This is a genomic window from Microbulbifer sp. ALW1, assembly GCF_009903625.1.
GTDB lineage: Bacteria > Pseudomonadota > Gammaproteobacteria > Pseudomonadales > Cellvibrionaceae > Microbulbifer.
The window spans coordinates 1,952,795-1,974,997 of sequence record NZ_CP047569.1; the positions used below are offsets into that span (position 1 = coordinate 1,952,795).

Sequence of the window (22,203 nt, forward strand, 5' to 3'; positions counted from 1 at the left end):
AAGAAGGAATAGGCGCGGGAGAGCGTCGGGGAAAATTCAAGCATGGGTGCAGTGAAAAAACAGCAACAACAGCCGGGTATTGCCCGCTGGCGCTTTGCGCTGGTGGCCGGTTTGCTGTGCCTGCTCGCCGTGGCTTTGGTGGTGCACCTGGCCGGTCTGCAAGTGCTGCCAGAACAGGATAAAGGGTACCGGTTCCTGCAAGATCAGGGCCGCGCCCGCACCATTCGTACCGAAGAAATCGCCGCTTACCGGGGTTCCATCGTTGACCGCAATGGCGAACTGCTGGCGGTAAGCACGCCAGTGCAGACCATCTGGGCCAATCCGCAATTACTCAAAGAAGCCAGTGCCGATGAGTTGCGCGCATTGGCGGCCGCTCTGGAAACACCGCCTGCCCGGCTCGCCAAGCGCCTGGAAAAGTACCGCAATAAAGGTTTTATGTATCTGCGTCGGCATATGATGCCGGAAGGCGCGCAAAAGGTGCTGAGCCTGGACCTGGCCGGGGTTTACAGTAAGAAAGAATACCGTCGTTTTTATCCTGCCGGCGAAGTGACTGCCCAGTTGCTGGGCTTTACTAATATTGACGACCTTGGTCAGGAAGGGCTCGAGCTGGCCTACGAGCAATCCCTTGCCGGAGAGCCTGGCAAGCGCCAGGTGGTGAAGGACCTGAAAGGGCGCACGGTGCAGGACCTGGCGGTCAAGCAGGAAGCGCGCCCTGGTCGGGACCTGCAGCTCACCATCGACATGCGCCTGCAGTATCTGGCCTACCGGGAGCTCAAGAAAGCAGTGGCGGAAAATGGCGCTGCTTCCGGTTTTATGGTGATTCTGGATACCCGCAGTGGCGATGTGCTGGCGATGGCCAATCAGCCTTCCTTTAACCCGAACAATCGTCAGGGTGTGAAGGCGGCGGCCATGCGCAACCGCGCCCTGATCGATCAGTTTGAGCCCGGCTCCACCATCAAGCCACTTACCGCGCTGGCGGCGATGGAAACCGGGCGTTTCCAGCCGCACACGCCGATCAATACCAGCCCCGGATACATTCGTTTGCCGGGCAAGACCCTGGTAGACCCGGTGAACTACGGCCAGCTGGATCTCACCAGTGTGATCACCAAGTCAAGCCAGGTGGGTATCACCAAGGTGGCGATGGAGCTGGAGCCGGAAACCCTGCGTGAACTTTTTTACCGGATGGGGCTCGGAGAAGCGGTTGGCAGCGGATTCCCCGGCGAAGTCCCGGGAATCCTGCCCTCCCGGGAACGATGGCACCCCATTGAGCTGGCCAACTTTGCATTCGGCTACGGTTTAACAGTCAATGCGGTGCAATTGGCTCAGGCCTACAGTGTGGTCGCCAACGCCGGGCTCAAGCGCCCGGTTTCGCTGATTCTGGAGCAGGGTAAAAAAGACGCTGACCCAGAGCGGGTGGTGGCGGCTGATCTGGCGCACAAGGTTACTGCCATGCTGGAAACCGTTATCGGTCCGCGCGGTACCGGTACCCTCGCCGCGGTTGAGGGATATCGAGTGGCCGGCAAGACCGGCACAGTGCACAAGATCGGCAGCGCGGGCTATGCCGACAGCCACTATCGTTCTGTGTTTGCCGGCTTTGTCCCGGCCGAAAATCCGCGTCTGGCGGCGGTTGTCGTGATCGATGATCCCGGCCAGGACACTTACTCCGGCGGCAAGGTGGCGGCGCCGGTGTTTGGCAAAGTAATGACCGGTGCCATGCGCCTGCTACAGGTGCCGCCGGAAGAAATCGCGCCCGCTGATCAACAGTTGGCGACGCAGCTGGACGAGAGAGGTACCACATCGTGACCCAGCGCAATGAATTAAAGGCTCGCAACGCCTCCCTGGTTACCCTGGTGCCGGGGTATGCCGGTATTCCCGCTATCGATGTCACCGGTGTGGCGCTGGACAGTCGCCAAGTTAAACCCGGCGATGTGTTTATGGCGCTGCGCGGAACCCAGGTAGACGGGCGCGAATACATCGATATGGCAATTGCCAAGGGTGCCGCCGTGGTATTGGCCGACGGCGAGGTACTTGGCAGCGAAGAGCGCAACGGCGTTCAGGTAGTGACCGTGCCGGGCCTGGCGGCCCGGGTCGGTGAGATTGCTGCACGGTTTTACGGGCATCCGTCTGAGTCCATGTATCTGGTGGGTGTCACCGGTACCAATGGCAAATCCACCTGCGCTTACCTGACCTCCCAGTTGTTGGCGCAACACTTTGGCCGTGCGGCGGTGATGGGCACCATCGGCAATGGGGTCTGGAAAGACGGTGCTATCACCCTGGTGGAAACCGGGCTGACGACCCCCGACCCTGTGCGACTGCAGGCGGATTACGCCGAATTTGTGGCTGAGGGCGCGAAGGCGGCGGCGATGGAAGTGTCTTCCCACTCGCTTTCCCAGGGGCGGGTGCACGGCCTGGTGTTCGATACCGCGGTGTTTACCAACTTGACCCGGGACCACCTGGACTACCACGGCAACATGGCGGCCTACGGCGCGGCCAAAGAAAAGCTGTTCGGCCTGCCAAAACTGAAGCGTGGCGTGATCAATATCGATGATCCCTTTGGCGCGCAGATGGTCGAGCGCTGCAAGTTACGTGGGTTGAAACTGTTGACCTACGGCCTCCAGGCCGGTGATCTGCAGGTGCGCAACCTCAAGCGATTGGACAGCGGATTCTCCGTGGACCTGATCACCCCCTGGGGTGAAGGTGAGTTGCGGGCGCCGTTGATCGGGGATTTCAATATTCACAATGCGCTGGCAGTGGTTGCTGCTGCGGGCGCTGCGGGTATGCCACTGGCAGATATTCTGGCGGCCTTCCCGCATATCCAGCCGGTGCCTGGACGTATGGAGCGGGTTTCCGTCGCGGCCGGTACAAATGTAGCGGCAGAAGATATCAGTGTGCTGGTGGATTACGCCCATACCCCGGACGCATTGCGCGCGGCGCTGGAAGCGGCGAGACCCTATTGCCGCGGCAAGCTCTGGTGTGTGTTTGGCTGCGGCGGCGACCGCGACTCAGGCAAGCGTGCACCCATGGGGCGCATTGCCGCCGAGCTGGCCGATTACGCCATCGTTACCAGTGACAATCCCCGCGGCGAAGATCCGCAGGTGATTGTGCGGGATATTCTTGAAGGTATTGATCTTGAAGGTATTGATGGCGGTGCCGACGGGCAGCGCTGCGTGGTGAAGGTTGATCGCGCCGATGCGATCCGTTACGCCATCACCCAGGCGGCCGCGGGCGATACCGTGTTGATCGCCGGAAAGGGACACGAAGATTACCAGTTGATCGCGGGTGAGAAGTTGCACTTCTGCGATCGGGAGCAGGCATCCCAGGCGCTGGCACTGCGCGCTACCGGGAATCTGGAGGGCAGCACCCAATGATCGCCCCCATTTCCCTGCAGCAGTTGCAACAGCGCTTCGGTGGTGAGCTGATCAACGGTTCCGTTGAATTCGATACTGTCTGCACCGACACCCGTAAGCTGGACGCCGAGGCGCTGTTTGTTGCGCTGCGTGGAGAGAACTTTGATGCCCACGAGTTTCTTGCAGAAGTAGACGGCAAGGTGCTGGGGGTAGTGACTGAAAAAGAGGTTCCGGGATCGACAATACCTCAGTGGTTGGTGTCTGACACCACCGTTGCTCTGGGGCAGATCGGCCGTCTCTGCCGCGATCAGTTCACCGGCCCGGTGATCGGGATTACCGGTTCCTGTGGCAAAACCACCGTAAAGGAAATGCTTGCCGGCATTTTTGCGCAGCGCCACAAGGTCTGTGTTACCCGCGGCAATCTGAACAATCACTTCGGTGTGCCCATGACCCTGTTTTCCCTGGCACCCGAGCACGAGGTACTGATCGTGGAGATGGGGGCCAGTGGGCCCGATGAAATTGGTTACCTGTGCACTATTGCCGAGCCGGGTATCACCGCGGTCAACAATGTCATGCCAGCGCATGTGGAAGGGTTCGGTTCCGTCGATGGCATTGCCACTGCCAAGGGGCAGATATACACCAGTCTGAAGCCCGGTGGTATCGCGGTAGTGAATGCCGATGACAATTACGCGGATTACTGGCGCGGTCAGATGCCGGAAGGCGTGCGCACACTGGAAGTCGGGTTTGGCCACAACTGCGCGATACACCCGGACAATATTGTGCTCGATGCCCGCGGCTGTCCGGCGTTCGACCTGGTGATCGAAGGTGTCTCGCACCCGGTGCAGTTGCAGTTGCTCGGTGAGCACAATGTACACAACGCGCTGGTCGCTGCCGGTTGTGCCTATGCCGCGGGCATCCCCGTTGTGGAAATCGCCTCTGGCTTGAGTGCCCTCGCGGGTGTTGGTGGCCGTATGCAATCGCTGGTTGGCGACAACAATGCGGCGGTGATTGATGACAGCTACAACGCCAATCCGGGTTCTGTTACCGCGGCCATCGAATTGTTGGCACAGCGGGATGGAAAGAAAATCCTGGTACTGGGCGACATGGCCGAGCTTGGCCCGGAAGCGGATAAGGCCCACCGGGAAATGGGACAGCTGGCGCGTGAACGCGGTATCGATCTGCTGTTCACGCTCGGCACCTTGAGTGCAGCGGCAAGTATCGAGTTTGCCGCTGGCCGCCAACATGTACAGAGAAATTTCTCCGATCGCGAGTCCCTGGTTCGGGCGCTGGCAACGGAGCTGGATGAAAACACCACCGTGCTGGTGAAAGGTTCCCGCAGTGCGCGTATGGAACTGGTCGTGCAGGCACTGACCACCGGGAATCAATAAAAGGTTACGACGATGCTGTTATGGCTGGCTGAATATTTACAACAGTTCTGGAAAGGCTTTTCGGTCTTCAATTACCTGACCGTGCGCGCGATTCTGGGCTCCCTGACCGCACTGGGAATCTCCCTGATTGTGGGGCCGCGCATGATTACCTGGCTGAACCGGCTGCAGGTAGGGCAGGCGGTACGCGACGATGGCCCTCAGTCCCACCTGAGTAAATCCGGAACCCCTACCATGGGCGGCACCCTGATTCTCGCGGCCATTTTTTCCGCATCCTTGCTGTGGTCCGACCTCAGCAATCGCTATGTCTGGGTTACTTTGCTGGTGACCTTCGTGTTCGGCGCGGTGGGTTTTGTGGATGACTACAAAAAGGTCGTTGAGAAAAATTCCCGCGGCCTGATTGCCCGCTGGAAATATTTCTGGCAATCGGTGGCGGGGCTCGGTGCAGCAATTTACCTTTTTATGAGCGCGACGACGCCCGCTGAAACCCAGCTGTTTGTACCGTTTTTTAAAGATGTTGCCATCAACCTTGGCCCCATCGCTTTCATTTTATTGACCTATTTCGTTGTGGTCGGCTCCAGCAACGCGGTGAACCTGACGGACGGCCTTGATGGCCTGGCGATCATGCCCTCGGTGATGGTCGGTGGTGCACTGGGAATGATTGCCTACCTCGTGGGGCACGTGGAATTTGCCAGTTACCTGCACATTCCATCTATCCCCGGCGCTGGTGAGTTGGCCGTTTTCTGTGCCGCGTTGGGTGGCGCCGGGCTTGGCTTTTTGTGGTTTAACACCTATCCCGCACAGGTTTTCATGGGCGATGTAGGAGCACTGGCCCTGGGGGCCGCTCTGGGCATTATCGCCGTGATTACCCGGCACGAAATCGTACTGTTCATCATGGGCGGTGTTTTCGTGATGGAAACGGTATCGGTGATCCTGCAGGTGGCCTCGTTCAAGCTGACTGGAAAGCGTATTTTCCGTATGGCTCCGCTGCACCACCATTTTGAGTTGAAGGGGTGGCCGGAGCCTCGGGTGATTGTGCGCTTTTGGATTATTACCGTGGTGCTGGTTCTGGCCGGGCTGGCGACGCTGAAGCTGCGCTAGCAATAACACATGTAAATAACGCATCGAGACTGATAACAAAGCAATGAGCTTGATCGCAACATCAGAGAAAAAAGTGGTTATCGGATTGGGCGCTACCGGGCAATCGGTGGTGCGCTTTCTGCTGCGCCAGGGTTTTTCTCCCATTGTTGTGGACAGTCGCGAAGCGCCAGCGGCATTGGACGGCTTTACCGCTCAGTTTCCCGGAGTACCGGTGGAATGTGGTCCTCTGAATCCTGAAACCTTACTGGCTGCCAGTGAAATTATTGCCAGCCCGGGCATTGGCTTGGCGGAGCCGGCGATTGCCGCAGCGGTAGCCGCAGGTATTCCGGTGGTTGGCGATATCGAACTGTTTGCCCGCGAGCTGGCAAAGTCCAAGCCTGAGCCCCGGGTGATCGCCATCACCGGCTCCAACGGCAAGAGTACCGTTACAACCCTGCTGGGGTTGATGGTGGAAGCGGCCGGTATCCGTGGAAAAGTGGGTGGCAATATCGGTGTGCCGGTACTGGACCTGCTGGAACAGCCACTGCCGGAAATATTTGTACTGGAATTGTCCAGCTTCCAACTGGAAACCACTTATTCGCTGGCTCCAGAAGTGGCGACGATTCTGAATATCAGCGCGGATCACATGGACCGCTATCCCACATTGGCGGCTTATCATCACGCCAAGCAGCGGGTATATCGCAATGCCCGGCAGCTGGTGATCAACCGCGCTGATCCGCTGACTCGTGGTCCCCTGTCGCGAGACAGTCGCGAATGGAGCTTCGGGCTCGAGCGCCCCGACTTACAGCAGTTTGGCGTAATCAACGATGGCCAGCAGCTGTGGCTGGCTCAGGGCACCGAAAAACTGATGCCGGCAGCAGATATGGCCATGGTGGGAAGTCACAACGTGGCCAACGCTCTGGCGGCACTGGCGTTGGGTAATGCCGTAGGGCTGCCGATGGCGGCAATGTTGCAGGTGTTGCGCAGCTTCAGTGGCCTCAGTCATCGCTGTGAGCGTGTTGCCGACCATGCGGGTATCACATTTGTAAATGACTCCAAGGGCACCAATGTGGGTGCAACGCGTGCTGCCCTGGACGGGCTTGCGGACGGTCAGCGCAAAATTGTCCTGATCGCCGGTGGCGACGGCAAGGGTGCGGATTTTTCTCCGCTAGCGGACGCGGCTGCTGCACTGCGTGGCCTGGTTACCATCGGAGTGGATGGGCCGAAAATTGCTTCGGCACTGGCCGCGCGTACTGAGCAGCAGGCAGCTTTGGATATGGACGAGGCGGTGGCCAAGGCCGCGTCTCTGGCCCAAGAAGGCGACTTTGTGTTGCTGTCTCCAGCCTGTGCCAGCTTTGATATGTACCGCAACTTTGAGGCCCGGGGTGATGCGTTTCGCCGCGCCGTCAATCTGTGGGTTGCGTCTTCCCCGGCACCGGGTGCTGGAGGTGGCGAGTGAGCAAGCTGGATCTTAAAGCTGCGGCCAACGAGCAGGCCGACGAGTTTGCCTGGGTCCTGCCATTTTGTGTGCTGGCGCTGGCCAGTATCGGCGTGGTGATGGTGGCCTCGGCATCCATCGCTTTCGCCACGGACGTGTACAACGATCCCTGGTATTTCCTGAAGCGCCATCTGGTGTTTCTTGCTGCCGGTGCCCTGGGTGCTCTGGTGGTTAGCAGAATCTCGTTGCAAACCTGGTCCAGTCTGTCGTGGACCCTGCTCATGTTTGCCTGTGGCATGTTGCTCGCAGTGCTGGTTCCCGGTATCGGGCGCGAAGTGAACGGCAGTAGCCGGTGGATCGCATTGGGGCCGATTACCGTACAGCCGGCAGAAATCGCCAAGTTCTGCTGTCTGATTTTTTTCGCCAGCTTCCTGACTCGCCGCCATGAAAAATTGCGGCACTGGACCAGCTTTATGGTGCCGATTTCTGTGCTGGGAATAGTGGCCCTGCTGTTGCTGCTGGAGCCGGATTTTGGCTCGGTAGTGGTGATCTCTGGCACGGCGCTGGCGATGGTGTTTCTCGCCGGTGCGCGTTTGCCGCACACCTTTTTACTGGTGGCCCTGGCCGCCTGTGGCTTGGGACTGATGGCACTGGTAAGCCCCTACCGGCTGCAGCGCTTGACGACTTTCCTTGATCCCTGGGGAGAGCAGTTTGCTGGTGGCTATCAGCTGACCCAGTCACTGATTGCCTTCGGGCGTGGCGAATGGTTCGGTGTCGGTCTGGGCAATAGCGTGCAAAAACTGTTTTACCTGCCGGAAGCACACACCGATTTTGTGTTTGCAATCCTCGCTGAGGAGTGGGGCATGGTCGGCGGCCTAGTCGTCATCGGGCTCTATGCCGCCTTGACCTGGTCGCTACTGCGACTGGTGCGCAAAGCCCTGGCAAAGCAGGCCTTTTTTGCAGCCCTGCTGACGTTCGGCATTGCTGTACTGCTGGCCGGACAGGCATTCGTCAATATGGGCGTAGCCTCGGGGCTGTTGCCCACCAAGGGCCTGACACTGCCATTTGTCAGTTCCGGAGGCTCCAGCCTGGTAGTGTGCTTTGCGCTGTTTGCGCTGGCATGGCGTGCACAGAAAGAAGTGAATAGTGATACAGAAGAGGCCGCGAGTGGTATCGGCAAAATTAGCCAGCTGCCTATTTTCAACCCGCTGCAGCTGGGCGACAGAAAAACCGAGGAGGCGGCATGATGACTGAATCATCAAGCGTGACCGCGCCTTTCGCCGGTAAAAAATTTCTGGTTATGGCTGGCGGCACCGGCGGACACGTATTCCCGGCGCTGGCGGTTGCCAAAGCGCTGCAGGAACAGGGGGCATCGGTAGAGTGGCTGGGTACCCAGCGTGGTATCGAATCCCAGCTGATTCCCGCTGTGAATATTCCACTGCACTGTATTCGTGTGGAAGGTGTGCGGGGTAAAGGTGTCACCACTTTGCTGAAGGCTCCTTTCCAAATCGCCAAGGCGATTTGGCAGGCGCGAAGCGTAGTAAAGGTTGTGAGTCCAGATGCGGTTCTGGGATTTGGAGGTTTCGCCACTGGCCCAGGCGGTGTTGCCGCGCGGCTTGGCGGCGTGCCGCTGATTATTCATGAACAGAATGCGGTGGCCGGCACCACCAATCGCCTGCTGGCGAAAATTGCCAGTCGCGTATTGGAGGCATTTCCCAGCGGTTTGCCGGCGGCTCTGGAGGTGGGTAATCCGGTGCGCACCGAAATTTCCGCGCTGCCCGCCCCGTCGGAGCGTGTAGGCAAGCATCAGCCACTGCGCCTGCTGGTTCTTGGCGGTAGCCTCGGTGCGGTCGCCATCAATGAGCTGGTGCCGCAGGCACTGGCGAAAATGGATGCGAGCAAGCGTCCACAGGTTATACACCAGGCTGGCCAGCGCCACCTGGATGTGGCCAAAGAAGCCTATGAAAATGCCGGCGTCGAGGCGGAGGTTGTGCCTTTTATTGCGGATATGGCGGCGGCGTACGGACAGGCAGATCTGGTGATTTGTCGTTCGGGCGCACTCACGGTATCTGAGATTGCCGCCGCGGGGCTCGGAGCCATTATGGTGCCCTTTCCGTTTGCCATCGATGACCACCAGACCAAAAACGGTGAGTGGTTGGCGCAGGCCGGGGCCGCAAAAGTCATCCAGCAGGACGCGCTGGATCCAGACCAATTGGCCGCAATGCTGGAATCACTGTTTGCCGACCCGGATAAATTACTGGCAATGGCAGAAGCCGCGCGTCGCGTAGCCAAGCCGGATGCAACCGATCGCGTGTTGGCCGTATGTCGCGAAGAGATGGGGTGTTGATATGTCTCGCGAGACAAAACTGAATGCCAGTGCAGGAACAGCTATGAGTAACAAAGGCGAAAGCCACTACCAGGTACCGGCCATGCGCCGCATCCGCCGCATTCACTTTATTGGCGTGGGCGGAGCCGGCATGAGCGGTATCGCAGAGGTGCTGCAGAACCAGGGCTACGAAGTGTCCGGTTCAGATCTGCGCGAAAGCAAGGTCACCGAGCGCCTGCGCAGCCTGGGTATCAAAGTGCAGATTGGACACAGCGCCGAGAATGTCAGCGATGTGGATGTCGTAGTGAATTCCTCGGCCATCTACGGAGATAACCCGGAGCTGATTGCCGCGCGGGACAACCGTATCCCGGTGGTGCGCCGCGCGGAAATGCTGGGCGAGTTGATGCGCTATCGCTACGGTATTGCGGTAGCCGGAACACACGGCAAGACCACCACCACGAGCCTGATTGCCTCTATTTTTGCCGCCGATGGCACAGACCCGACGTTTGTGATCGGGGGGCTGGTAAACAGCGCCGGTGCAAATGCCGCCTTGGGTGAAAGCCGCTATCTGGTCGCGGAAGCCGATGAAAGTGATGCGTCTTTCCTGCATCTGCAGCCGATGGTCACCGTGGTCACCAATATCGATGCCGACCATATGGAAACCTACGGTGGCGACTTCGAAAAGGTTAAACAGATCTTTATCGATTTTATCCACAACCTGCCATTTTACGGGCTGGCGGTAGTGTGCGGTGACGACGCCAATGTGCAGTCTGTCATTCCGAAAATGGCGCGGCCAGTGGCCACTTATGGTTTCGCGGAAGATAACGATTTTCGTATCAGCGACGTACGCCAGGAGCCGCTGCGTAGTTTCTTTACCGTGCATCGCCCGGACGGTAGTGCGCTGGATGTGTGTGTCAATATCCCGGGCATTCACAATGTGCTGAATGCAACGGCGGCCATTGCAGTGGCGTCGGAAGAGGGCGTTAGTGATGAAGCCATTCGTGAAGGCCTGAAAGGATTTCAGGGGGTGGGACGTCGCTTCCAGATTTATGGGGAGTACCCGGTCAGCGATGATGCGGCTGCGGAAAAAGTCATGCTGGTGGACGATTACGGCCACCACCCACGCGAAGTGGCCGCGACCATCAAAACGGTTCGTGATGGTTGGCCAGAGCGCCGTCTGGTGATGGTCTATCAGCCGCATCGCTACACCCGTACCCGGGATTTGTTTGAAGATTTCGTGCAGGTGCTTTCACAGGTCGACAAACTGGTTCTTCTGGATGTATATAGCGCGGGCGAAGCTGTAATTCCCGGCGCCGATGGCCGTACCCTGGCGCGTAGTATTCGCAACCGGGGCCAGGTTGATCCGATTTTTGTGGAAAAGGTGGATCAGGTTCCACCCATCCTGGCGGATCTACTGGAGCCCGGCGACATTGTCCTCACGCAGGGCGCCGGTAATGTCGGTGGCTTGGCCCAACAGTTGTCGGAGTGGCGCCTGGGGGATAAGCCCTCCGGCGGCAAATGAGCGGAATAGAAGCTGACCGTGGCCAGTGAAAAAAAAGTAAGGCAAAGGCCGAAGGAAAAGAAAGCAGCGAGCGGAAGGAAGGGGAAGCAACCCCTTCGGGGCGCACGGGCACTACCAGGCCCTGATGAAGCATCTGCGCCAGGTCCGGTAAAACTTTTTTTCCTGGTGGCATTTCTGCTGCTGGTTGCACTGGGGCTTGGATACAGTGCCCGCTGGCTCTGGCATCAGGCGCCGGCGGTTGAGCTGAGTCGGGTAGATGCGCTGGAAAATGTGCGGGTAAAAGCGCCGTTTCGAGCGGTCACTGAAAAAGAAGTGGAAGATATCCTGTTGCCGCATTTGCGCCACGGATTCTTTTCACTGGATATTGACGAGATGCGCGCGGCATTGCTGAGCAACCCCTGGATTGTAGGGGCGTCGGTGAGTCGTCGCTGGCCCAACGGCGTTGAAGTCGAAGTGCAAGAGGCGGAGCCGCTGGCCATCTGGGGTAGCGATCAACTGTTGATCGCCAGTGGCGAACTATTGCCGCGGCCGGAAAATTTGAAGGATCTGCGACTGCCAGAACTGGCAGGAGACGCAGAGCTGGTAGAGCGGATCATGGCCCAGTACCAGGCACTGGCCGGATTGCTTACCACCAAGGATATGGAAGTGCGTCGCCTGTCGTTTGACGACCTGGCAGGTTGGCAGCTGGAACTGGTGAGCGGTATCCGCTTGCATTTGGGACACGATGAACTCCTGGAAAGAGTTGACCGTTTCCTCAGTTTGACCCGCGGCGTACTGGCGCCGCATCTGCAGAAAGTTGCGGGGGTGGATACCCGCTATAACAACGCAGTTGCGGTGCAATGGAAACCGAAAGAAAAGACAGAAAACTGACAACAAAATAGGCAGATAAAAAGGTGGGCTTTCCCCTGATCCGACATGCTACATGTGGGTCGGAGCGACTGCCCAGCGAGGTTGAAAATCAAATGACACAATCAACGGATCCACGCATGGTCGTCGGCCTGGATATAGGTACATCCAAGGTGGTGGCGATTGTCGGTGAGGTTTCCGGAGACGGCGAGCTGAATATCGTCGGCATCGGCTCTCATCGCTCCACCGGTATGAAGCGGGGCGTGGTGGTGAATATTGAATCCACGGTGCAGTCCATCCAGCGCGCGGTCGAAGAGGCTGAGCTGATGGCCGGCTGTGAGATTCACTCTGTCTATGCGGGCATTGCCGGCAGTCATATTCGCAGTTTGAACAGCCACGGTATCGTGGCGATCAAGGATCGTGAGGTGACTCAGCAGGATCTGGATCGGGTGATCGATGCCGCGCGTGCGGTAGCGATTCCCGCGGACCAGAAAATTCTGCATACCCTGCCACAGGAATACCTGATCGATAGCCAGGAAGGGGTAAAAGAACCTCTGGGAATGTCCGGCGTACGCCTCGAGGCCAAGGTGCATCTGGTGAGTGGTGCCGTCAATGCGGCACAGAATATCGAAAAATGTATTCGCCGCTGTGGTCTGGAAGTGGAAGACATCATCCTCGAACAGCTGGCTTCCAGTTACGCGGTGTTGACCGACGATGAAAAAGAGCTGGGCGTGTGCATGGTGGATATCGGTGGTGGTACCACCGATATCGCGGTATTTACCGGTGGCTCCATTCGCCACACCGGGGTTATCCCCATTGCTGGCGATCAGGTGACCAACGATATCGCCATGGCGCTGCGCACACCGACGCCGCACGCGGAAGAGCTGAAAATCAAATACGCCTGCGCCCTGGCCAAACTGGCGCGGGAAGGGGAAACCATCAAGGTGCCGAGTGTGGGTGACCGCGCACCGCGCGATCTGTCTCGTCAGGCGCTGGCGGAAGTGGTGGAACCCCGTTACGACGAACTCTTCACCCTGGTGCAGGCGGAATTGCGCCGCAGTGGCTTCGAAGACCTGTGTGCAGCGGGCATTGTGCTGACCGGTGGCTCCTCGAAGATGGAGGGCGCGGTAGAGCTGGCGGAAGAAATTTTCCACATGCCAGTGCGTCTCGCGGTACCCCAGGGGATTGCAGGCCTTACGGATATCGTCAGCAACCCGATTTACTCCACGGGTGTTGGCCTATTGATGTATGCACTGAAGTCGCAGGAAAACAAAGGCAGCCGCCCGATTGTCCAGCGCAACGATAATCAGTGGTGGGACAAGGTGAAGCACTGGTTCAGAGGCAATCTCTGATTCAGAAAATAATTACCAGGATCGATAATTAAATTTAGACATGAGCAAAAAAGGGGAACAGCAATGTTCGAACTCGTAGACAGCGTACAGGATAAGCCTGTAATCAAAGTGATCGGTGTCGGTGGCGGTGGTGGTAATGCCGTCAAGCACATGATTGCCAGCGAAGTGGATGGTGTTGATTTCATCTGCGCCAATACCGATGCACAGGCGCTGAAAGATGTGGAAGCGCAGACCATTCTGCAATTGGGCAATACCATTACCCGCGGTCTGGGTGCCGGTGCCAACCCCGATGTAGGTCGCCAGTCTGCGCTGGAAGATCGCGAGCGTATCGCCGAAGTGCTGACCGGTGCCGATATGGTGTTTATCACCGCTGGCATGGGTGGCGGTACCGGTACCGGTGGTGCCCCCATCGTAGCGGAAATTGCCAAAGACCTGGGTATCCTGACTGTCGCGGTAGTGACTCGCCCGTTCATGATCGAAGGTCGCAAGCGCGCGACCGTTGCGGAAGAGGGCATCCTTGAGCTGCGTGACAAGGTCGACTCCCTGATCACCATCCCCAACGATCGCCTGCTGGAAGTGCTCGGCAACAAAATCACCATGAAGGCCGCCTACAAGGAGGCCGACAATGTGCTGCTGGGTGCGGTACAGGGTATCGCCGATCTGATGATCCGCCCGGGCATCATGAACGTGGACTTTGCGGATGTACGCACTGTCATGTCTGAAATGGGCATGGCGATGATGGGCTCCGGTTCCGCCGTTGGCGAAAATCGTGCCCGCGAAGCGGCAGAGAAGGCGGTGCGCAGCCCGCTGCTGGATAACGTTAACCTGCAGGGTGCCCGCGGTATCCTGGTGAACATCATCACCGGTAGCGAAGAAGGCGGCTGTCAGGAGCTGACCTTGGGTGAATACTCCGAGGTTGGCCAGATTGTTCAGGAGATCGCTTCCGACGACGCCACCGTGGTTATCGGTACCGCAGTGGACGACAAGCTGGGTGACGAGATGCGAGTCACTGTAGTTGCCGCCGGTCTCGGTGAGGCCACCGCGCAGGTTGCCCGCCCCACAAAGGTTGTGGATAACACCCGCCGCCCGGAGACCCGTGAGACCGTGCGCCCGACTGCGCAGACGGAGAGTGTCCGCGAACCCAAGGAAGCCCGCGGTCGAGTGGAAAGCGAGCGCCCCGCGCGCGCAATGCCGCCGCTCGGTTCTGATCAGGATATGGAATACCTGGATATTCCAGCCTTCCTGCGCCGCCAGGCCGACTGAGTCCCGTCCGGCCCCGGGTTTTTTATTCCGGAGTAGTGGCGGAATCTGCTCATGTCCTCGCCCGGTGAAATTCCGGGCTTTCGCCCGCTCCGGCTGTGACGCCGGTGCCGGTTCTGGGGTGCTCCCGAAATGGAGTTGCCCCGGGACCAGAGGGTCTAAATGCGCAAGCCTTTAGATGACGTTAAGCAGGGAAGAAACAGTGCAGTACACCGCAGGATGCCGGTGTTATTCAGGGAGAATTCAGTAACCCGCAATAGAATATCGGGTGACTGTCAGGTTTCCGGACCTTGGTTAACACTTGTTAACTGTCTGTTACCTGGCAAGGGCGTACAATTAATGGCGATCCTGTGCGCTGGTTTGGCGTTGTAGTCTTCTCGCTGGGCTATGCTTACTCAAGTCAGGATGGAAATGACATGCCGCAATTACAGAAATGACCAGACGGGTTTCTGTAGTTTTGGCGTATATTTTCTGATACTATCGCCGGCTCGCTGCGGTTCGTGCGCAGCTCACCGATTGGGAACCTAGATATAGATGATCAAACAGCGCACTCTCAAAAACGCTATTCGAGCCACTGGTGTTGGCCTGCATACCGGCAAAAAGGTCGTTCTGACCCTGAAACCGGCGCCGGTGAACAGTGGTATCGTATTCCGTCGGGTCGACCTGGATCCGGTGGTTGAGATTGAAGCGCGTGCTGAAAACGTGGGCGACACCCTGCTTTCCACCACCCTGGTGAAAGGTGACGTGCGTATTGCCACCGTAGAGCACCTGCTTTCCGCCATGGCTGGTCTGGGGATCGACAATGCGATTGTCGAACTGTCCGCCCAGGAAGTGCCGATCATGGACGGTAGCGCGGGTCCTTTCGTATTTCTGATTCAGTCCGCCGGAATTCAGGAGCAGGCCGCTCCGAAGAAATTCCTGCGGATCAAGAAGCCAGTAACCGTGGAAGAGGGCGACAAAGTAGCCAGCTTCCTGCCGTTCAATGGCTTCAAGGTGTCCTTCACCATCGATTTTGACCACCCGGTATTCCAGGGGCGCAACCTGAGCTCCTCGGTAGACTTCTCCAGCACCTCCTTCGTAAAAGAAGTGAGCCGCGCGCGTACCTTCGGTTTCATGCATGAAATCGAATACCTGCGCTCCAAGGGTCTGGTGCAAGGTGGCAGCGTGGATAACGCCATCGTTATCGACCAGTACCGCATCCTTAATGAGGGCGGTCTGCGCTACGAGGATGAGTTCGTCAAGCACAAGATCCTCGACGCCATCGGCGACCTGTACCTGCTGGGTACCAGTGTGATTGGTGAGTTCAAGGCCTTCAAATCCGGCCATGCACTGAACAACAAATCCCTGCGCACCCTGATGGCACAGGAAGATGCATGGGAAATGGTCACCTTTGAGGGTGAGCAGGAAGAAGCGCCCATCTCTTACGTCAAGCCAATCCTGGCAGTGTAAGAGGCGCCTCTCGCAAAGCCGGCACAGAAATTGCCGGCTTTTTTACGCGCGCTGCCTTTTGGCCGCAAGTTTTGGTCTTTAGCGTGCGTTTGTGATCTTTTTTTGCCGTCAGACGATGTTACATTGGCGGCAGCTGGCCATGGAGATGGCCTGGGACAAGCAGGAAGCGACAGTCCCGTTACCACTCGGCAGAGTTTGCCGATGGGTGAAAACCAACTAAAACAACAAACTGTCGCAAGTCTCGCACGCCTGTTATGAAAATAATCCTGGTCAATGAGCGCGGAGGTGTCTCCCGCAGCTTCAATTTTGGTGGACTGAGCAAAGCCCTGCTCGGCCTCTGCCTGTTGGGCTTGCCTGTTGGTGCGCTGTGGTTGGGGGCTAACCTACCAGCGACAGAATCCGACGTCTTTGATTCGCGGGCGGTAAAAGCCTGGAACAAAGCCCTGCGCAAGCAGCAGGAGCAGATCAATGAGGCCGATCAGCAGGCCCGTGAGCAGCTGACCGCCCTGACCGTAAAGCTGGCCGAAATGCAGGCCAGGCTGACCCGTCTCGATGCCCTTGGTGAGCGCCTCACCACCATCGCCAAGCTCGATGAAGGCGAATTTCAATTTGGCAACGTGCCCGCCGTAGGTGGCCCGGAAGACCCGGGTATCGCCGGCGCCAGCGAACTGCCCTACCAGCCACCGGAATTTCTTGAAGTCATCGGCGACCTGTCGGATCAGATCGAAGACCGCCAGATGCAGCTCTCTACGCTTGATGACCTGATGGCGCGTCGCCAGCTGCAGGATGAACAGTTTATCGCCGGCCGCCCCATTACCCGCGGTTGGATGTCTTCCCGCTATGGCTACCGTACCGACCCCTTCAGCGGTCGCCGTTCCTGGCACAAAGGTGTGGATTTCGCCGGCAAGAATGGCTCGGACGTGGTATCGGTAGCCGCCGGTGTCGTGACCTGGGCTGAAGACCGCAATGGTTATGGCCAGCTGGTGGAAATCAACCACGGCAATGGCTACACCACACGTTACGGCCACAACAGTGAGCTCAAGGTCAAACTTGGGGAGATTGTGAAGAAAGGCCAGGTCATCGCCCTGATGGGCTCCAGTGGCCGCTCTACCGGCCCTCACGTGCACTTCGAGGTGTACAAGAATAACCGCCCCGTAGACCCCGCCAGCTATATCCGCCGCACCGGCAGATAACAACTATCCTCTATCATTGCGCGGCAGGAGACTTGTAATCCTGTAGTGGCGCCCGCAACTTCTTATACGGTTGCGGCGTCTGGCGCCTTCCTGTTTACTTGCACCTTTTCCGCGCAGAGGCCCCGAGGCCCGGGCCCGCGGGCACACTCAGCATTTAATGTGGTTTCTGAATAATGATTGGCAAACTGATAAAGACGGTCTTCGGCTCAAAAAATGACCGCGAACTCAAGCGCATGCGCAAAACGGTCACAAAGATCAATGCGCTGGAAGAAGAATACAAGGCACTGGACGATGCCGCGCTGAAAGCCAAAACGGAAGAGTTCAAGCAGCGCCTTGAGAGCGGTGAAACTCTGGATCAGATACTGCCGGAAGCCTTTGCCGCGGTGCGCGAGGCCGGTGCCCGCACCATGGGGATGCGCCACTTCGACGTACAGATGATCGGTGGCATGACCCTGCACGAGGGTCGCATTGCCGAAATGCGTACCGGTGAGGGTAAAACCCTGGTGGCCACGCTGCCTGCTTACCTGAACGCACTGGAAGGCAAGGGCGTACATATTGTGACGGTCAACGATTACCTGGCCAGCCGCGATGCCAACTGGATGCGTCCAGTCTACGAATTCCTGGGCCTGACGGTCGGCGTTGTCGTGTCCCAACAGCACCCTGCCGACAAGCAGGCGGCCTATCAGGCGGACATTACTTACGGTACCAACAACGAGTTCGGATTCGACTACCTGCGCGACAATATGGTTCTGCGCAAGGAAGACCGCGTTCAGCGCCCGCAGAACTTCGCCATCGTGGATGAGGTGGACTCCATCCTGATCGACGAAGCGCGTACCCCGTTGATCATTTCCGGTGCGGCGGAAGACTCCTCGCAGCTGTATATGGCGATGAACAAGCTGGTGCCCCAGTTGGAGCGCGGCGAAGAGGGCGGCGAAGGTCACTACACCGTCGACGAAAAGACCCGTCAGGTGGAAATGAGCGAAGACGGCCACCAGCTGATCGAAGACCTGCTGACCCGCAGCGGCCTGCTGAAAGAAGACGAATCCCTGTACGCCCCGGGTAACCTGGGCCTGCTGCACCACGTTAACGCTGCGCTGCGCGCCCATGTGCTGTTCCACAAAGACGTGGATTACATTGTGCAGAATGGCCAGGTGGTGCTGATTGACGAGCATACCGGCCGTACCATGCCCGGTCGTCGCCTTTCCGAAGGCTTGCACCAGGCCCTGGAAGCAAAAGAAAATGTGCAGATCCAGAGCGAGAGCCAGACCCTCGCCTCCACCACTTTCCAGAACCTGTTCCGCTTCTACCCCAAACTCGCGGGTATGACCGGTACCGCGGATACCGAAGCTTTTGAGTTCCGCCAGATTTACGGTCTCGATGTAGTGGTCATTCCCACCAACCGCGAAAAGCAGCGGGAAGACCTCAACGACCTGGTGTACCTGACCAAGGAAGAGAAGCTCGAAGCCATCATCGAAGACATCAAGTACTGTCGCGACAAGAAGGCGCCCATCCTTGTGGGTACCGCCTCCATCGAAACGTCTGAAGAGATGTCGCGCCTGTTGCAGAAGGCCAAGATCGACCACCAGGTGCTGAACGCCAAGTTCCACGAGAAGGAAGCCCAGATCATCGCCCAGGCCGGTCGCCCCGGCACCGTCACCATCGCCACCAATATGGCGGGCCGCGGTACCGATATCGTGCTCGGCGGTAACTGGGAAGCCGAAGTGGAAGAGCTGGCGACGCGCGAAGGCCGTGAAGCGACTGCGGAAGAAATCGACAAGATCAAGGCGGAGTGGAAAGCCCGCCACGAGACGGTGATTGAGGCCGGCGGCCTGCATATCATCGGTACCGAGCGCCACGAATCCCGCCGTATCGACAACCAGCTGCGCGGTCGTGCCGGCCGGCAGGGTGACCCGGGTGTAACCCGCTTCTACCTGTCCCTGGAAGACAACCTGATGCGCATCTTTGCCTCCGACCGGGTGAAGAACTTTATGCAGATGCTGGGCATGGAGCGCGGTGAGGCCATCGAGCACCGCATGGTTTCCAATGCCATTGAAAAAGCCCAGCGCCGTGTGGAAGGCCGCAACTTCGATATCCGCAAACAGTTGCTGGAATACGATGACGTGGCCAACGACCAGCGGCAGGTGATTTACTCCCAGCGTAACGAATTGCTGGAAGCGGAAACCATCAGCGATACCATCAGCGCTATTCGCGAGGATGTGGTGTACGAACTGATTTCCAGCCACGTGCCGCCGCAGAGCGTTGAAGAACAGTGGGATATTCCGGGCCTGGAGCAGCAGCTGGCCGCCGAACTGGGTTTGCAGTTGCCGGTTCAGCAGTGGCTGGACGAAGACCGCACCCTGCACGAGGAAAGCCTGCGCCAGAAAATTGCCGAAGAGTGCCAGCAGGCGTACCAGCAGAAGCTGGCACGAATTGCCGAGAGTACCGGCGATGCCAACCTGATGCCTACGATCGAGCGCCAGGTGATGTTGCAGGTGCTGGACCAGCTGTGGAAGGAGCACCTTTCCAGCATGGACCACCTGCGTGCGGGCATCGGTTTGCGCGCCTACGCCAACAAGAACCCGAAACAGGAGTTCAAGCGCGAATCTTTCCACCTGTTCCAGAGCCTGCTGGATAACCTGAAACACGAAGTCATCCGCGTGCTGGCCCATGTCGAACCCATGACCCGTGAGCAGATGGAAGAAATGGAGCAGCGTCGCCTGGAGGCCCAGCGTCGCCAGCAACTGGAGCTGCAACATGCGCAGGCGTCTGCAATGCCGGAGGCCGAGATGGCCGGTGACGCACAGGCTGAGCCCGCGCGCCGCGGCCCCCGTGTCGGCCGCAATGATCCCTGTCCCTGCGGCTCCGGCAAGAAGTACAAGCAGTGCCACGGCAAGCTGACTTCTTCTACCACCTCCTGATATTCGGCCGTTGCTGAAATAAGATAAAAGGCCCGCAGTACTCCTGCGGGCCTTTTTGTTTATGGCTTCCCGTTTATATAATTCCCGCCTGATCTTTCAACTCACAAGGCCAAAAACAATGGCGCAATCCCTTCCCCAGATTCCCGGAGTCCGTCTCTCCGCCGTCCCCGCTCAGATCAAAAACTGGCAGCGCAACGACCTGCTGCTGATCGAAATTGCCGAGGGTGCCAGCGTCTCTGCGACCTTCACCCAGAACGCCTTCTGTGCGGCCCCGGTGCTGGTGGCCAAAGAGCATATCCGCCAGGGGAATATTCGCGCGTTGCTGATCAATGCCGGTAATGCCAACGCTGCAACCGGCGAACGGGGTCTCAGGGATGCAAACCAGTGTTGCGCCGGTGTGGCAGCTGCGTTGGGCGTCGCGGCGGAACAGGTGCTGCCCTTCAGCACCGGTGTTATCGGTGAGCACCTGCCGGTAGAGAAAATCCTCAACGGTATCCCCAAGGCGGTCGAAAGCCTGCAGGTTGATGGCTGGGATGCTGCCTCCAAAGCCATCATGACCACCGATACACGCCCCAAAACCGCCAGCCGCACCTTGGCGATTGACGGCGAAACTATTTCCGTTGTCGGTATCGCCAAAGGTGCGGGTATGATCCAGCCCAATATGGCGACCATGCTGGCCTATGTGGCAACCGATGCGGCTATTCCCCAGCCGATGCTGGATGCGCTGGTGAAAGAGGCCGTGGGAGCCTCCTTCAACCGCATCAGTGTGGACGGCGATACCTCCACCAATGATGCCTGCGTACTGATTGCCAGTGGCGCCAGTGGAATACCCATCGACGATACCAGTAGCGATGCCTATGCCGAGTTAAAGGCGGCCATCACTGAGGTGCATATCGAACTCGCCCAGGCGATCGTGAAAGATGGTGAAGGGGCGACCAAATTTGTCACTGTTCAGGTCAACAATGCCGCCAGTTCCCGAGAGGCCCTGCGGGTGGCTTTTGAGATCGGCGAATCGCCGTTGGTGAAAACCGCACTCTACGCTTCAGACCCCAACTGGGGGCGTTTGGTCATGGCGATTGGCAATGCGGGAATGGAAAACCTCGATACCGGCAAGATCAGTGTGTTTCTGGACGATGTACAAATCGTGGACGCCGGTGGCCGCGCGGAGGCTTATACCGAAGAGGCGGGACAGAAGATCTTTCAGCAGCCGGCGTTTACCATCACTGTCGATTTGCAGCGGGGGGAGTGTTCCGAGCATATCTGGACCTGCGATTTTTCTCACGAGTATGTGACCATCAATGCCGAGTACCGCACCTGATGGGGGAGTCGATGGTCAAACATATTCACGTCGCGGTTGGGGTTATTCTCGGTCCCGATGGACGTATTCTGCTGGCCAAGCGCCCGGACCATTTGCATATGGGAGGGCGTTGGGAGTTTCCCGGTGGCAAGGTTGAAGATGGCGAGTCGATTCAGCAAGCAATGACGAGAGAGTTGCGTGAGGAGCTGGATATTGGCGTGCTGGCGATGGAGAAACTCATCGAGGTGCGCCATGACTACGGTGAAAAGCAGGTGTTTCTCGATACTTGGTGTGTGATGGAATTTTCCGGTGAAGCGCGCGGAGTCGAGGGGCAGACATTGGCCTGGGTTAACGCTTCTGAACTCACCGACTATGAATTTCCGGATGCGAATCAGTCGATCGTTATCGCGGTGCAACGATGGCTCGGAAAGTCCTGCACTTTGTAGGTGTTTAAGCTGGTTCGGTGGCGGCAAAGCACTGGGTGCGGGTTTTCAGGACCGCTGTGAATACGTCCCTGTACGCTTCGTCGGCAACATCCCTGTTACCGACGATCCTGAAAACCCGCACCCAGCACTTTACCTTCACGTCAAAGTATCCACTTCGTAGTCATTACGAAGCCGCTAGTCACTGTCTGAACAGAGCTCAGGAATTGAATTTAAGGTGGAGTGCCGGGGATTCGTTTTCAAAAGCGTCGGCGACATGGACGTCGCCGACGCAGCGTACAGGGATGTATTCACAGCGGTTTTGAAAACGAATACCCGGCGCTCTGCCGCCACCCCTCTCACTAAGC

The 22,203-nt window shown here is 58.2% G+C and carries 16 protein-coding genes; all 16 read left to right on the top strand.

The annotated features are described in order from the left end of the window. Window positions 1-42 precede the first annotated feature (42 nt). The 16 genes from GRX76_RS07990 to mutT all read left to right on the top strand — a co-directional run bounded on the left by GRX76_RS07990 (window position 43) and on the right by mutT (window position 21,859). Window positions 43-1,803, top strand: coding sequence for a penicillin-binding protein 2 (locus GRX76_RS07990; RefSeq protein WP_160152822.1), 1,761 nt, complete (start codon window positions 43-45; stop codon window positions 1,801-1,803). Then, on the top strand, window positions 1,800-3,368 hold the full coding sequence (locus GRX76_RS07995; RefSeq protein WP_160152823.1) for a UDP-N-acetylmuramoyl-L-alanyl-D-glutamate--2,6-diaminopimelate ligase: 1,569 nt from the start codon (window positions 1,800-1,802) through the stop codon (window positions 3,366-3,368). Before GRX76_RS07990 ends, GRX76_RS07995 begins: the two co-directional genes overlap by 4 nt. Beyond that, a complete protein-coding gene (gene murF / locus GRX76_RS08000) occupies window positions 3,365-4,735 on the top strand; it encodes a UDP-N-acetylmuramoyl-tripeptide--D-alanyl-D-alanine ligase (RefSeq protein ID WP_160152824.1) in 1,371 nt (456 codons plus the stop codon). The genes GRX76_RS07995 and murF overlap by 4 nt, the downstream gene beginning before the upstream one ends. A gap of 12 nt (window positions 4,736-4,747) precedes the next feature. Further along, complete coding sequence (gene mraY / locus GRX76_RS08005) at window positions 4,748-5,833, top strand: phospho-N-acetylmuramoyl-pentapeptide-transferase (RefSeq protein ID WP_160152825.1); 1,086 nt, start codon at window positions 4,748-4,750, stop codon at window positions 5,831-5,833. 43 nt (window positions 5,834-5,876) lie between these two features. Beyond that, the gene (gene murD / locus GRX76_RS08010; protein ID WP_160152826.1) at window positions 5,877-7,271 is read left to right on the top strand and encodes a UDP-N-acetylmuramoyl-L-alanine--D-glutamate ligase; all 1,395 of its coding nucleotides are present in this window, start codon (window positions 5,877-5,879) and stop codon (window positions 7,269-7,271) included. Continuing rightward, window positions 7,268-8,497 carry a putative lipid II flippase FtsW gene (gene ftsW, locus GRX76_RS08015; RefSeq protein WP_160152827.1) on the top strand — a complete coding sequence of 410 codons (1,230 nt, stop codon included), beginning with the start codon at window positions 7,268-7,270 and terminating at the stop codon, window positions 8,495-8,497. Before murD ends, ftsW begins: the two co-directional genes overlap by 4 nt. Next, window positions 8,497-9,597, top strand: coding sequence for an undecaprenyldiphospho-muramoylpentapeptide beta-N-acetylglucosaminyltransferase (gene murG / locus GRX76_RS08020; RefSeq protein WP_160152828.1), 1,101 nt, complete (start codon window positions 8,497-8,499; stop codon window positions 9,595-9,597). The genes ftsW and murG overlap by 1 nt, the downstream gene beginning before the upstream one ends. 43 nt (window positions 9,598-9,640) lie before the next feature. Further along, the gene (murC, locus tag GRX76_RS08025; protein ID WP_160152829.1) at window positions 9,641-11,098 is read left to right on the top strand and encodes a UDP-N-acetylmuramate--L-alanine ligase; all 1,458 of its coding nucleotides are present in this window, start codon (window positions 9,641-9,643) and stop codon (window positions 11,096-11,098) included. A gap of 165 nt (window positions 11,099-11,263) precedes the next feature. Then, window positions 11,264-11,968, top strand: a complete 705-nt coding sequence (locus tag GRX76_RS08030; RefSeq protein WP_236250601.1) for a cell division protein FtsQ/DivIB — start codon at window positions 11,264-11,266, stop codon at window positions 11,966-11,968. Between the two features lie 92 nt (window positions 11,969-12,060). Beyond that, a complete protein-coding gene (gene ftsA / locus GRX76_RS08035; protein WP_160152831.1) occupies window positions 12,061-13,296 on the top strand; it encodes a cell division protein FtsA in 1,236 nt (411 codons plus the stop codon). A gap of 63 nt (window positions 13,297-13,359) precedes the next feature. Further along, on the top strand, window positions 13,360-14,559 hold the full coding sequence (gene ftsZ / locus GRX76_RS08040; protein WP_160152832.1) for a cell division protein FtsZ: 1,200 nt from the start codon (window positions 13,360-13,362) through the stop codon (window positions 14,557-14,559). A 531-nt stretch (window positions 14,560-15,090) separates the two neighbouring features. Further along, window positions 15,091-16,005, top strand: coding sequence for a UDP-3-O-acyl-N-acetylglucosamine deacetylase (gene lpxC / locus GRX76_RS08045; RefSeq protein ID WP_160152833.1), 915 nt, complete (start codon window positions 15,091-15,093; stop codon window positions 16,003-16,005). 254 nt (window positions 16,006-16,259) lie between these two features. After that, complete coding sequence (locus GRX76_RS08050) at window positions 16,260-17,198, top strand: M23 family metallopeptidase (RefSeq protein ID WP_160152834.1); 939 nt, start codon at window positions 16,260-16,262, stop codon at window positions 17,196-17,198. Window positions 17,199-17,371: 173 nt separating this feature from the next. Further along, window positions 17,372-20,116 (top strand): preprotein translocase subunit SecA, encoded by a 2,745-nt coding sequence (secA, locus tag GRX76_RS08055; protein ID WP_160152835.1) that lies wholly within the window; start codon window positions 17,372-17,374, stop codon window positions 20,114-20,116. A 118-nt stretch (window positions 20,117-20,234) separates the two neighbouring features. Then, complete coding sequence (argJ, locus tag GRX76_RS08060; RefSeq protein WP_160152836.1) at window positions 20,235-21,434, top strand: bifunctional glutamate N-acetyltransferase/amino-acid acetyltransferase ArgJ; 1,200 nt, start codon at window positions 20,235-20,237, stop codon at window positions 21,432-21,434. An 11-nt stretch (window positions 21,435-21,445) separates the two neighbouring features. Beyond that, window positions 21,446-21,859, top strand: coding sequence for an 8-oxo-dGTP diphosphatase MutT (gene mutT / locus GRX76_RS08065; protein ID WP_160152837.1), 414 nt, complete (start codon window positions 21,446-21,448; stop codon window positions 21,857-21,859). Window positions 21,860-22,203: the final 344 nt, after the last annotated feature.